Origin of the sequence: Marinobacter sp. (genome assembly GCF_034669625.1) — a bacterium.
GTDB lineage: Bacteria > Pseudomonadota > Gammaproteobacteria > Pseudomonadales > Oleiphilaceae > Marinobacter.
The window spans coordinates 156,763-169,060 of record NZ_JAXMOY010000006.1 but is presented as its reverse complement, the minus strand read 5'-3'; the positions used below and the strand labels follow the sequence as shown (position 1 = coordinate 169,060).

Below are 12,298 nucleotides of genomic sequence, written 5' to 3'. Positions count from 1 at the left end.
TGCAGTTCAGGCCTGTTGAGGTGAAAGCAATGCCTGCACTCCGTCGCCCAGTGTTACCTCGCCCTCTTCAACCACTCGCGCGGTAATCCCGCCGTGCCCGCGCATGGCGTTATAGCCACCGGGCCCAAGCGTTGTTTCCATTTTGCAGCAGGGGTGGCATTGGCCGGTGTATTCCAGCACCACGCCACCAATCCGGAATATTTTGCCTTTCAGCGCCAGCAGATTCAGGCCAGAGACTACGATGTTGCGCCGGAACACCTCGGGTTCTATGGCTTCTCGCTGTAGGAAGGAGCCAATGGTGTGAAGGTGTTCTTGCTGAATCAGGGTGACTTGGCGTTTGCTGGTTTCGCGCCCTGCGAATCGGTCGCCTTCCAAGCCCTTGCCGGGAGTGATTACCACGCGCTCGATTGCCTGCATGGGCTCGCCGCGAGCGGGGCGGATGCCAATCCATTCCACGCGTCCGCGTTGGGGCAGGGTGTCTAGCAGGGTTTGTAGTGGGGTTGGTTCAGGCATGGGGGAGTGCTCGCACGCAGTTGCGAAACAGCTCCGCCGAGAAATACCGATGTTCCCCAGGTTGTTCTGCCACCAATAGCTGGCCACCGGATTCGCGGATGCCACCCTCGATCATCAGGTTATCGCTCATTTCGAAGTCCTCAATGGCGTGGCCATGTTCATCTTGGTCGGTCGCTCCGATGCGGTCGCGATAGTTCCGGTTGTCTAGGGTGAATCCGAAAGCCGGTTTGCCCTGGCCAATCATGTAGCCCACTTCAAACACGGTGCCCGGGTCTGCGCTGATGCCCCGAAAAGGGGTGAGGTTGGCAATGATGGCGTCGCAACTGTCCATCAGTTCGCGGTTGGCCTGGTAGATTCGGTGGCCGCGTTCGGGTTTGGCTTCGTGATCTGAAAACGTCAGGGCGGTGTCCAGTGGGTCTACGCCTTCGTATCCGGCTTCCTGAAGAATGCGCTTTTTCTCGGCCACGATAGCTTTGTGTTCTTCGGTAGGGAAGAACACTTCGGGGCCAGCGAGGTAGATGCGTGTTGGTGTTGTCATGTGACCCTCGGCTTTTAATTCAATTGATTAGCCAGTTTACGTGGCCAGTGCTGCTTTGTGGATAGGGCCGTAATTCGCTGCTGTAGGTAGGCCTTTATTTTTATCTGGCCGTGCATCGTCCATTTTTGCATCAACTTTCCCGAGGCCGTGTGGCAAGGGGCTTATGGGTAGTTAATCCTAGGTTCCCAACAACGTTATCCACAGCTTTTGTGAGTAAGGTTCGGGGTCTTGTCTAGACTTGGTCGTCTATACTCTACAAGGGCGTGTGAATAAGGGGAGAGCTATGATGCGTTATCTTGCGGTTCTGTTATTCACGGTATTTTTTGCGAGCAGCGTTTTCGCCAGCCATTGTCCTACGCTGGTGCACAAGATTGATGAACAACTGAAGACGGTTCAACTGGACAGTGCAACGGAAACCCGGATCAAGGAACTTCGGGATCAAGGTGAAACGCTGCACAAACAGGGTAAGCACGGCGAGTCTGTAAAGGTGCTTAATAAAGCGATCGATGAGCTGGACGCTGCGATGTAACTATTCCAGTACGTTTGGCCAGTTCGCGTCCGCCTACCGAAAAAGTCTGCGCCATCGAAATCGGGAAGCTGTGTAAAGCCGACCCCGATGCTTTGCCGCGGGCTCTTGCCGATGTGTTCATGAAACACGGTGTTGAGTCTTCGCGCTGTCAGAACATCGGCGCAATGGTGATGTCGCTGGAAATCCCCTAATGTCAGTCTCTCTTAAGGCTTTGTAACCTTATGAAATATAAATAAAAGGTAAGGGCGTCCTCTCGTATATTTCTGATAATCTCGAATGATTCAAAAACTGACAAGTGCCTGATGGGACGATGGAGAAAATGCTCTCCTGCCCGTCATATCGGCAAGTCAGATCACCTGAATCATGGGGTTTACATCATGAACATGAAATCACTGCTCGTTTTTCTGTCTCTGAGTGCGGCCTCATTGGGTGCCGTTGCAGATGACACCGCCGACGCCGCGCTGGGTGGCGGTATTGGAGGAGCCATTGGGGCTGCCATCGGTAACGAGGTAGGTGGCAGAGATGGCGCTATTCTCGGCGGAGCCGTCGGTGCGGCAACGGGAACAGCCATTACCACCAAAGATCATGAGGAAGACGTTCGCGATCAAGATCACCGTCGTGATGACTACGACGATCGCGGGTCTTATCGGAAGTCTCAAGGCAATTTCTGCCCACCGGGCCAAGCGAAAAAGGGCAACTGCTGAAACCCGGGACAGATTATTTTTCAGCGATCCATCCAGGGGTCGCGCAGGCCAATGCGCCCGATCCCTGGTAATTTGACGGCCAAGGTCAGAGGGTCAACGCCAAGATTGAGGCCGAGTATGTTCAGTTCAACACCTTCCCGGATACTCGCCATAAGGCCGAAATACCCATTGAGGGAGAACTGGTAGCCCGAACCGCTGGGCGCTTTCGCAAATACTCCGTCAGCCAGATAGTCTTTTCCGATGGCAATATTGGGCAGTGCAACATTCAGTTCGGGTACCTCTCGGATTACCCAGGCGACAAAGGTATTGCTGTTGGGGCCGGGCCAGGCTTTGTATTCATTCGCGTAGGGGTAGGCGTCGACAGCTGTCCGGATATTGATGATAGCGGCGGCTGCTTTCTCGCCACGAATATCTGCCAGCAACTTCGGCGGGTTGCCATACCAAGCGGTATCCGGCTCACCGGGGCGGGAGCGCACCGCCTTATAACCCCAGCCCGTGACATCGTGAACCTCGTAGGTGGATGCCCCGTGCTCCTTGGTCGCAATCCAGGTATGTACCGCAAAATGGCCGCGCCAGTTATAAGCTCGGGCACCATAAACCTGCACGATGGCTTCTTCGGTCTGGCCGGGCAGTGGCGCAATGCCTGCGCTGGAGCGATCGGCGTCACGCCAGCTCTGGCCTGACTGGCTACTGCAGGCCGCAATCAGTGCAGGGCCTGCCAGAAGAACCAACAAAAAGACGGTGGTTCTGATGAACCATCGAAGGGGCTTGCTCATTCCTGTGGTACCTCGGACTGCATGTATTGGTTGGTGGTCAAAACCCAATCAGTATACGTTTCATACAATCTTGGGTATCAATCCGAAGCATTACCGCCAGCTAATCCAGAATTTCTGGCCAGTTCGCGTCCGCCTGCTGAATGAATCCTTCGGGGTCGGCCAGCCATAGGTTTTGTATCGCCTGGTTGTAGTTCAGGTACAGGCGGTCGTCCCGGATGGTCCAATGTTGTGGGTCACCTTTGGCGAGGTTGCCTTGAGCAACGGCCCAGGCGCAGTAGCCGCCATAGGCGGGCGCAAAGTGTTCGGGGTTGGCCTCAAAACTCGCCAGATTTTGAGCGTTCGCGAATCGCCAGGTCACGCCCTGATATTCTGTGGTGTAGTCGCTGGAGCCTTTCGTTGCTTTTCCCGTCTCAAAGTAGCTGACGGTGTCATAGCCGCCGGCCCCCGTATTGCTCAGCAGGCCCGTGTAAACGGCAGGTTCGGAAGCAAATGCACCTGTGGCCAAGAGTAGCGTGAAGGTAATGAGTGCCAGTCGTCTGGTCATGTCGATTTCCTCGAAGGATGGGATACTTTGCCCTGCGGCACATTTGTTTCGTCGATTTTCCTGTTGGACAAGCAAGCGCATAGCTTGTTCCCGGTGTAGGCTCTGCATGGAGATATTCATTGAATCAGAAAAGGTTGGTCATGGTATGAAACGACGCCAAGGGGGCCGGGTGGCTGCGGCTGTGGTGATGGTGTTTTTCACCATTCTGGCGGGTCTGTTCCATCAAGGTTATCTGCCGGTCGCCGTTCTGGCAGCCTACGGCGGAGTGAGTCTGGTGTTGTTCGTGATGTACGGGATTGATAAGCGGGCGGCGCAGCGGGGTGACCAACGCATCGCTGAAAAGACGCTGCACCTGTTTGAGCTGTGTTGTGGCTGGCCCGGTGCGCTGATGGCCCAGCAGGCTTTTCGGCATAAAACGCGGAAGGGCAGCTATCAGTTCGTGTTTTGGCTGGCGTTGTTGGTAAATCTGGGCGCTCTGGGCTGGCTGCTTATGGCACCGGAGGCGATGAGCTGGCGCCAGCAATCGAGCTTTGATTGGTCGAAGTTGTGGTAGCCGTTGCTTGGGCACCTTATGCCTGCTGAGACGGATGTTTCATATCCATATAGCCTTCACGCATAGCCCATTTTTGCATCAAATCTTTCGAATCCTTGCGGCACAAGGCTTATGGTGGTTTAACCCTAGGTTCCCAACAATGTTATCCACAGCTTCTGTGAGTAACGTACGTGGGAATACCGGTTTACCCATAAGCCGGTGCTGACCAGAATCCACGGCCCTGACGTATTTGATCGCTTGCTCATTAACGGGCCAGGGTGTAACGGGAGCCCCCATGAAAGCTGTACTTGATGTTTATCTGAAGACTTCGTTGGTGCTGCGCATTGGTATTGCGCTTGTTCTGGGTTTGGTTGTTGGCCTGGTGGGCGGACCGGCGGTGGCCGAATGGCTGAACCCGTTTGGCGAACTGCTGCTCAAGTTGTTGAAGTTTCTGATCGTGCCGATCGTCCTGTTTACCTTGATGGTGGGCATCAATCAGGCAAATCTTTCCAGTATGGGGCGTGTGGGCCGGAAACTGCTGGGTTTCTACGTGCTGACTTCGGCTCTGGCTATTGCGGTGGGACTGGCAGTGGCTTCCGTCTTCGAGCCGGGTAGCGGTTTGGAGTTGTCCTCTTCGGCCACGGTTAAAGTGCCGGAGAATCCGGGCTTTGTTCAGGTGCTGCTGAATATTGTTCCCGTCAATATTGTGGAAGCCTTTGCCAAGCCGAACCTGTTGGGGATTATTTTTACCGCGGTTGTGTTTGGCATTGCCCTGCTGAAATTGCGGGAGTCAGATGATCACAGGGAAGCCGCAGATAAAGTGTATGACGTGGTTTCCGGCCTGAACGATGTCACGATGAAGGTGATGTCCGGGGTTCTCCAGTATGTGCCGATTGGTGTGTTTGCGATTGTGGCCAGTACTGCCGGTGAGCAGGGCATGGCCACGATACTGGCTCTGGGCGATATGGTCATGGTGCTGTACATCGCCCTGGCGGTGCAGTTGGTGGTCTACGGGGTTCTTATGCGTCTCAATGGTGTGGGTTTGGCGGATTTTATTCGTGAGGCCCGCGCTCCGGTCGCCACGGCCTTTGCTACCCAGAGCAGTTCCGGGACTCTACCCCTGACTCTGAACGCCGCCCGCCGTATGGGGATTCCCCAGCGTATCTATGGTTTCAGCTTGCCGCTGGGCGCCACTATCAATATGGACGGGGCGGGTATCCGCATCGCCATTTCCGCAGTCTTTGCTGCCAACGTGATCGGGGTGCCTCTGGACTTCGTGACCATGCTGGAAATTGTGCTGATCGGTACTCTGGCTTCCATCGGCACCGCCGGTGTGCCGGGGGCGGGTATCGTCATGATTGCCACGGTGTTCGCCCAGGTGGGTCTGCCCATTGAAACCGTGGCTCTGCTGGTGTCCATTGATGCCCTTGTGGGTATGGGGGCCACTGCGATGAATGTAACCGGGGATCTGGTGTGCAGCGCCGTGATTGGCCGTTCTGAGGAGAAGCATGAGTCCGGGGAGGCAAACCCGGTGGAATCGGAGAATCAGCTATCCTACGAGCACGGCCAGGGCTAGCCGAAGCGCGCCTTAGCTCTCTGCCGGAAGGGATAATTCGCTCTGCGATCAATCGCAATAAGCTGACCGGCAGAGGCAAAGTCGTCCCTTCGCGGTTTTGAGCAAGTAACCTAGTTCACTCGATCGAATGGACGGGAATAGTCGAGGCTGGTTGGCCGCTGCGCTGGCGATTCGCCATCACCTTCGCCGATGCGGAGAATATTATTGTCGATGTGGACGATCGTGTATTCGTCGATCTCCCAGTCGGCGCCATTGTATCGAGTAACATGCGTATCCAGCTCGGTCGCGGTGATGCCAGAACCCAATACAACATCCGCACCCAAAGTGAAGTAGCCTGATGAGGTAGGGTTCGGGGCCTCCGGTAACGGCACCATGCAGCCGCTATCGGTGTAGTTCTCGATACTGGTGTTGAAGGTGCCGCGGGTGAAGGTTACCGTCACGATATCGTGGTGCACTTCGCCCTGAACGGGTCCGCACTGCTTGTTCCAAGTGCCTTCAAGTACGGTGATTTCATCACTAGGAGTGTCGTTATCGTTATCATCGCTGCCGTCAGAGGAGCCTGAATCCGGAGGGGTACCCTCCTCGACTTTGTCTAGGTCGCTTCCGCTTTCCCCGCCTCCGCAGCCGGTCATTAATGCCGAAACAAGCGTGAACAGTGCAATCCTTTTCATGGTTGTGTTTCCTTGCGATATTGTCTGTGTGATTTTCTGTTATATCATTATTGCATAAGGCGAATGGCTGCGACACGCCGTGAAAGTAGACCTGTTCTGGTTTTCCGGTTCTAGAATCAGCGCCGCTGCGGGCTATAGTGGCGTACTTTAAATCGTCGTAGAGGGCGTTATGCCAATCGAAAAGAATCAGGTGGTTTTGTTTCACTACAGCGTCCGTGATGAGCAAGGCACCGTTGTTGAAAACTCCCGTGGCGGCCAGCCGAACGCCTACCTGCACGGCCACGGCGGTGTTATTCCGGGCCTGGAAGAAGCTCTGGAAGGTCGCGAGGCTGGCGAAGTCTTCAGTGTCACCATTGCTCCGGAAAAAGCCTACGGACCGCGGAAGCCCGATGCCATTCAGCGCGTGCCGGTGAAGCATTTGATGGGCGCCAAACGTTGGAAGCCCGGCATGATCGCCCAGGTGAAAACCGAACAGGGCCCACGCCATGTGGTTGTTGCCAAGGTCGGCCTCAAGTTTGCCGATGTGGATACTAATCACCCGATGGCGGGTAGAACTCTGACCTTTGATATCGAGATCATCGAAGTACGCGATGCCGATGCAGACGAGATCGCACACGGCCACGCTCATGGGCCCGGCGGTCATCATTAAGAGGTTAGGCGCTGTTGTGAATAAGTTTACAGTTCTGTTGATGCTGTCCCTGTCGTTCATCGCTGGTTGTACCAACATTACCAGCGATGCGGCCAGAACCATTCATCCGGCGCCGTCTTCTTCTTTGACGGCAGACACGCTGTTCTCCGTCACCAGTGAGTTCTTTTCCGGGAAGGGCTATCAGTGTGATACTCGCCATCACCCCAATGCGCTTCGTTGCGCTAAAGAACTTCGTGATCTTTATATTCACCAGACCCAATCGGTGGTGCAGATTTATCTCGGCGACGGTGAACAGTGGCCCCATACTCTGGTGACGAGCCGATGGGATGAAGGGCTGATTCCGGGCGAGTTTATTTCCAGTGAATTCACAAACTCGGATGTGAAGGCGTTCTGTGAATATTTGGACGCGCAGGCGTTGGGAAGTTGCCTGTTGATCAAAGAGCAAAAGGAATGACGAATGACTCTAGGATGGGTAGTAGCAGGCACGATTGGCCAGTTTTTGTTGGCGTACATGATGTTTATGTTGGTGGTGTTCGGGTTCAGTGCCGTTGGCACCACTCATCGGGTTACGCCGTTTGATTCCTCGGTGCTGGACTCGGCCATGTATTCCGTGCCGGCAAGCTGCATTGTCAGTGCGATCGCTGTGATTGTGCTTTATCGTATGGGCGCGGGTAAGTTAGCGTACCTTTGGTACACGACTCCGTTGTTCTTGTTTTCGGGGTATTTGGTGTACATCAAGATGTTTATTAAACCGAGCGCCGATCTGTAATTTCTCACTTTGAACCGTTGCAGAGGGGTCTCTGCCCATTCAACGATTAAGCCCTTCCAGATGAACGCTCCTTTCAAACTGCGGCCTTACCAGCAAGAAGCGGTCGATGCGACGTTGAGGCATTTCCGCAAATCGGATGAATCTGCGGTTATTGTGTTGCCGACCGGTGCGGGCAAGAGTCTGGTGATTGCGGAATTGGCTCGCTTAGCCAAGCGCAAGATTCTGGTGCTGACTCATGTGAAAGAGCTGGTGGAGCAGAACCACGCCAAGTACGAGAGCTATGGATTAACGGGCGGGATCTTTTCGGCCGGGCTGAAACGTAAGGAAAACCGGCATCAGGTGACCTTTGCCAGTGTGCAGTCGGTTTCGGCGAACCTGGATCAGTTCAAAGGCGAATATTCGTTGGTGATCATCGATGAGTGCCATCGGGTGAGCGGCGAAGAAACCAGCCAGTATCACCGCATCATCGAGTTGATGAAACAGCAGAACGATTCCCTCAAAGTGCTTGGCTTAACCGCCACACCTTATCGGCTGGCGATGGGCTGGATATACCGGTATCACCATCGGGGCTTTGTGCGCAGTGAGCAGGACAAGCCGTTTGTGCATTGCATCTACGAGCTGCCGCTCAGCTATATGATTAATCGCGGGTTCCTTACCAAGCCTGAACTGGTGAACGCGGCGGTGGCGCAATACGACTTTTCCGCGTTGGCTCAGGATCGCTTTGGCGAATACGCGGAGAAGGATGTCAACGAACTGCTGAGTAAACACCAGCGCGTAACCCGGGCCATTATTGAGCAGGTGATGGAACTGGCGGTTGAGCGCACTGCGGTGATGATCTTTGCGGCCACGGTGGATCATGCCAAGGAAATCACCGGGTATTTGCCAGAGCACGAAACTGCGTTGATTACCGGGGCGACAGAGCTGGCTGAGCGGGACTCCTTGGTTCAGCGATTCAAGCAACGGCAGTTGAAGTATCTGGTGAATGTGTCTGTGCTTACTACGGGCTTTGATGCGCCTCATGTGGATTTTATCGCCATTCTTCGCCCGACTCAGTCGGTGAGCCTGTATCAGCAAATCGTCGGCCGAGGTCTGCGATTGGATGAAGGTAAGCAAGATTGTTTGGTGATTGATTACGCGGGCAACAGTGTGAATTTGCACCACCCGGAAGTGGGAGAGAAGAAGCCGGACCCCGACAGCGAGCCGGTGCAGGTATTTTGCCCGGGCTGTGGGTTTGCGAATATCTTCTGGGGTAAAACAGACAGCCAAGGTCGTGTTATCGAGCACTACGGCCGTCGTTGTCAGGGGCTGCTAGAGCCTGCGGACGACGGTGGGGTTTCAGCTCGGAGCCAGCGCCCCGAACAGTGCGATTACCGTTTTCGATTTAAAGGGTGTCCACACTGCGGTGCCGAGAATGACATCGCAGCCCGTAATTGCCACCAGTGTAAAAAAGCCATTATCGACCCGGACGATCAGCTTCGAGACGCCCTGAAACTCAAGAATGCCATGGTCATCCGCTGTGCCGGCGTTTCCTTGAGCGCTGCGGGTAGCAAGCTGAAGATCATCTATCATGGTGAAGATGGAGAGGAGCTCAGCGAGTCGTTCGATTTTGGCAAACCGGCACAGCGCAGTATTTTCAATAAACTGTTCGGGCGGCGTTTCGCGAACAGTCAGGCCCCGAAAGAGTTCAGTAAGGCGGATGAAGTGCTTGAGCTGCAGGCCTTGATGCCGGCACCGGATTTCGTGATTGCTCGAAAGCAAAAGTATTACTGGCAGGTGCAGGAACGGATGTTTGATTATCAGGGGCAATACAGGAAAGCGAATGAGGCATAACGCCCCCGAAGCCCTTTCCTGTCTCGCTAATCAATAGGTTATTATATTTCTTCTTTCGTCCTACGGTCGTGACCTCCGGCAAGTGCTAAACTGACGGCCGTTGCTTGAGTAAGGATACCCAACATGGCGCTTTGCCGTTTGTTTTTATGCGTTGTCACGCTGTTGCTGGTGGCTCTCCCTGCATGGGCTTCGCATTCATTGGAGATAGGCCAAGGCTCGGTAAAGCTAAAGGACTTTCCCGTCGAGTATTTTGTGGATGGTTCGCAATCGATGGAGTATGAGTCGGTTCGCCTTGAGCCGTTCGAAACCACGACCAGTATGGCAACCCTGGGTAACCGAGCGCCGGTTGCTTGGTACCGTATTTCCTTGCAGAACACGGGTGCCTCTGATCACTCGCTTTTTCTGCATCTACCCAAGGCTTATCACGTTCGCTCAATTGATATCCTCGAGGAACGCGCTGCCAGTCTGGTGAATAGCTTATCCATCGACCTCAATAATGCCGAGGCCCATCCTGCGATGTACAAAGGAACGGTGGTGTATCCATTCGTTCTGCCTGCGGGCCAGACAACGGTTCTGTACGTACGTAGCCATGCATACTCTCACCAGTGGTTTTCGCTAGGGATATACGATGAGGAGCATTCCCGGCATGAACTTGTCGGCAGTCATCTCGATATCGCTCTCATGGTGGGCATGATGTTGGCGCTCGTGTTCTATAACAGCTTGTTGTACTTCGCCACCAGCAAGAAAGAGAACATCTTTTACTCCCTTTATCTTATTTCAGGCCTGGTGTGGATAGCGTTGTCTTACGGCCTTGTGGCCAAGGCCTTTAGCGCCTACGGCGATGCCATTTTCATGCTGAATCTGTCGATCATCACCATGCCGATTTTTCTATTGCTGTTTATGATGGCAATTTTCGAAACTCGCGAGTATTACCGAACAGAACACCGTGTTTTACAGGCTATGTTGGTGCCTCTGATTGTGGCGTTCGTTTACGGCTTGTTTGATATTACGGCCGTCTTTAAGTTTTCTGACAATCTTGCCGCATTGGTGATGCTGGTGACCTTCTCGGTCAGTCTTTCTTTGCTCCGAAAGGGGCACCCGCTGGTGAAGTTTTTCCTTGTTGGGCACACTTTTTTCCTGATATTCAACGGGATCGCGGTCATGTATTACAAGGGGATTGTTACGCCGAACTACTTCAACAGTCATGGGGTTGGCATTGGCATCATACTCGAGGCGCTTACGCTCGCGTTTATCATCTCGTATCGGATCAAATTGCTGGAGGATATTCGTTCGAAGCAGGATGAGCTCAAGCGACAGGCTTCCACCGATCCGCTGACCCGGCTCTATAACCGGCGTTATTTTATGGCGGAAGGCGAGTATTTGCTGACGAAGGCGAAGGAAGGCGGCGAGTCTCTGTCAGTGATTGCTCTCGATATTGACCATTTCAAAGAAGTTAACGATACCCATGGTCACAACGTGGGTGATCTCGTTTTGGTGGAGGTTGCTTCTACGTTCCGTAAATTAAGCCGAGACAGGGATTTGGTCGCTCGGTTTGGTGGTGAGGAATTTCTAATCCTATTGCCCGGCGCGGATCTCGATGAGGCATACGGCTGTGCCGAGCGAATTAGGAGCGCGGTGGAGTCGCTGGCCATTGCAGCCAGCGAGAATGTGGTAGTCCGTGTCACTGTCAGTTTGGGGGTCGTACAGGTTAACCCAGCGCTTGAAACGCTAGAGAGCGCGGTTAACCGTACGGACCAGCTGCTATATGAAGCGAAAGCTGAAGGGCGAAACCGGGTCAGTGGCTTCTGTGGTTAATCTTAAAACCCAGTGCTATCGCTCAGCCGCTCCAGTTTGATGCTTCCGTCTTTGAAGACCATTGCCCCTCCGATACATTATGCTGAGGGTTAAACCGATTCATTTTGGACAATCAGGGGCGGTGTAGGTAAAGCGGATGAGTAATAAGGCCAAGATCTCTTTTGCGCGCAAGTTACTGCGGTTGATTCTCGGGTGTGCCGCAGGCGCGGTGGCACTGGTTCTTTTGGTCATCTTGCTGTTTCGATTCGTGAACCCGCCTACGTCGGCGTTTATGCTCAGTTATCAGATGAGCGATGCGAGCCCGGCCTTGCAGCACGAGTGGGTGCCTCTGGCCGAGGTTTCCGAGTGGATGGCCTTGGCGGTGATGGCCAGTGAGGACCAACGGTTCCCCGAACATCATGGGGTCGATTTTCAGGCTGTGCACAAAGCCGTGTCGGAATATCAGGCCGGAGAGGGCTTGCGCGGTGCCAGCACCATCACTCAGCAAACGGCTAAGAACCTGTTTCTCTGGAACGGCCGCAGCTTTGTGCGAAAGGCCATCGAAGCGGGGCTCGCTCTGGCGATTGATGCGCTCTGGCCGAAGCGGCGGATTCTTGAGGTCTATCTGAATGTCGCGGAGTTCGGCTCGGGCATCTACGGCGTGCAGGCTGCCAGCCGTGCTTACTACCGGATTCCGGCCGGCGTGTTGTCACTCTCCCAGGCTGCGCACTTGGCAGCGGTGTTGCCCAACCCCAAAGTGTTGAGTGTGCGTTCGCCCTCGCCATACGTGCAGGAGCGTGTGGCTTGGATAGAAGTACAGATGGGGCAGTTGTCGCGGTGGGGTTATCTGGATGCACTATAGCGGCATCCAGA

Annotated in this window: 16 protein-coding genes; 11 read left to right on the top strand and 5 right to left on the bottom strand. The window is 54.3% G+C overall.

What is annotated here, in order from left to right:
- Positions 1 to 6: 6 nt before the first annotated feature.
- On the bottom strand, positions 7 to 513 hold the full coding sequence (locus tag VOI14_RS07685; protein ID WP_323751451.1) for an MOSC domain-containing protein: 507 nt from the start codon (positions 511 to 513) through the stop codon (positions 7 to 9).
- Entirely contained in the window at positions 506 to 1,051 is a 546-nt protein-coding gene (locus VOI14_RS07680) for a nucleoside 2-deoxyribosyltransferase (protein WP_323751450.1), read from the bottom strand. The genes VOI14_RS07685 and VOI14_RS07680 overlap by 8 nt, the downstream gene beginning before the upstream one ends.
- Positions 1,052 to 1,334: 283 nt before the next feature.
- Here VOI14_RS07680 and VOI14_RS07675 point away from each other — a divergent pair, with 283 nt between their 5' ends.
- From VOI14_RS07675 to VOI14_RS07665, 3 genes are all read left to right on the top strand, one after another.
- On the top strand, positions 1,335 to 1,580 hold the full coding sequence (locus VOI14_RS07675; RefSeq protein WP_323751449.1) for a hypothetical protein: 246 nt from the start codon (positions 1,335 to 1,337) through the stop codon (positions 1,578 to 1,580).
- 14 nt (positions 1,581 to 1,594) lie between these two features.
- Positions 1,595 to 1,771: a hypothetical protein gene (locus VOI14_RS07670; protein ID WP_323751448.1), complete on the top strand. Its 177-nt coding sequence runs from the start codon at positions 1,595 to 1,597 to the stop codon at positions 1,769 to 1,771.
- Positions 1,772 to 1,957: 186 nt separating this feature from the next.
- Complete coding sequence (locus tag VOI14_RS07665; protein WP_323751447.1) at positions 1,958 to 2,284, top strand: glycine zipper domain-containing protein; 327 nt, start codon at positions 1,958 to 1,960, stop codon at positions 2,282 to 2,284.
- Between the two features lie 20 nt (positions 2,285 to 2,304).
- Here the strand turns inward: VOI14_RS07665 and VOI14_RS07660 are convergent, their stop codons facing one another.
- Together VOI14_RS07660 and VOI14_RS07655 are read right to left on the bottom strand one after the other, a co-directional pair.
- Positions 2,305 to 3,060 carry a DUF3750 domain-containing protein gene (locus VOI14_RS07660; RefSeq protein WP_323751446.1) on the bottom strand — a complete coding sequence of 252 codons (756 nt, stop codon included), beginning with the start codon at positions 3,058 to 3,060 and terminating at the stop codon, positions 2,305 to 2,307.
- A gap of 100 nt (positions 3,061 to 3,160) precedes the next feature.
- Positions 3,161 to 3,604, bottom strand: a complete 444-nt coding sequence (locus VOI14_RS07655) for a YHS domain-containing (seleno)protein (protein ID WP_323751445.1) — start codon at positions 3,602 to 3,604, stop codon at positions 3,161 to 3,163.
- 145 nt (positions 3,605 to 3,749) lie between these two features.
- On the opposite strand from VOI14_RS07655, the gene VOI14_RS07650 reads away from it, so the two are divergent.
- Both VOI14_RS07650 and VOI14_RS07645 read left to right on the top strand, forming a co-directional pair.
- Positions 3,750 to 4,157, top strand: a complete 408-nt coding sequence (locus tag VOI14_RS07650) for a DUF1294 domain-containing protein (protein ID WP_323751444.1) — start codon at positions 3,750 to 3,752, stop codon at positions 4,155 to 4,157.
- Between the two features lie 274 nt (positions 4,158 to 4,431).
- Positions 4,432 to 5,712: a dicarboxylate/amino acid:cation symporter gene (locus VOI14_RS07645; protein WP_323751443.1), complete on the top strand. Its 1,281-nt coding sequence runs from the start codon at positions 4,432 to 4,434 to the stop codon at positions 5,710 to 5,712.
- A 110-nt stretch (positions 5,713 to 5,822) separates the two neighbouring features.
- Here the strand turns inward: VOI14_RS07645 and VOI14_RS07640 are convergent, their stop codons facing one another.
- Positions 5,823 to 6,383, bottom strand: coding sequence for a hypothetical protein (locus VOI14_RS07640; protein ID WP_323751442.1), 561 nt, complete (start codon positions 6,381 to 6,383; stop codon positions 5,823 to 5,825).
- Positions 6,384 to 6,552: 169 nt separating this feature from the next.
- Between VOI14_RS07640 and VOI14_RS07635 the strand changes: the two genes are divergently transcribed.
- The 6 genes from VOI14_RS07635 to mtgA all read left to right on the top strand — a co-directional run bounded on the left by VOI14_RS07635 (position 6,553) and on the right by mtgA (position 12,287).
- The gene (locus VOI14_RS07635) at positions 6,553 to 7,032 is read left to right on the top strand and encodes a peptidylprolyl isomerase (RefSeq protein WP_323751441.1); all 480 of its coding nucleotides are present in this window, start codon (positions 6,553 to 6,555) and stop codon (positions 7,030 to 7,032) included.
- A 16-nt stretch (positions 7,033 to 7,048) separates the two neighbouring features.
- Entirely contained in the window at positions 7,049 to 7,486 is a 438-nt protein-coding gene (locus tag VOI14_RS07630) for a hypothetical protein (RefSeq protein ID WP_323751440.1), read from the top strand.
- A 3-nt stretch (positions 7,487 to 7,489) separates the two neighbouring features.
- Complete coding sequence (locus tag VOI14_RS07625) at positions 7,490 to 7,801, top strand: hypothetical protein (protein ID WP_323751439.1); 312 nt, start codon at positions 7,490 to 7,492, stop codon at positions 7,799 to 7,801.
- Positions 7,802 to 7,861: 60 nt separating this feature from the next.
- Positions 7,862 to 9,631, top strand: a complete 1,770-nt coding sequence (locus VOI14_RS07620) for a DEAD/DEAH box helicase (protein ID WP_323751438.1) — start codon at positions 7,862 to 7,864, stop codon at positions 9,629 to 9,631.
- Positions 9,632 to 9,754: 123 nt separating this feature from the next.
- Positions 9,755 to 11,446, top strand: a complete 1,692-nt coding sequence (locus tag VOI14_RS07615; protein WP_323751437.1) for a diguanylate cyclase — start codon at positions 9,755 to 9,757, stop codon at positions 11,444 to 11,446.
- 136 nt (positions 11,447 to 11,582) lie between these two features.
- Positions 11,583 to 12,287: a monofunctional biosynthetic peptidoglycan transglycosylase gene (mtgA, locus tag VOI14_RS07610; protein ID WP_323751436.1), complete on the top strand. Its 705-nt coding sequence runs from the start codon at positions 11,583 to 11,585 to the stop codon at positions 12,285 to 12,287.
- Positions 12,288 to 12,298: the final 11 nt, after the last annotated feature.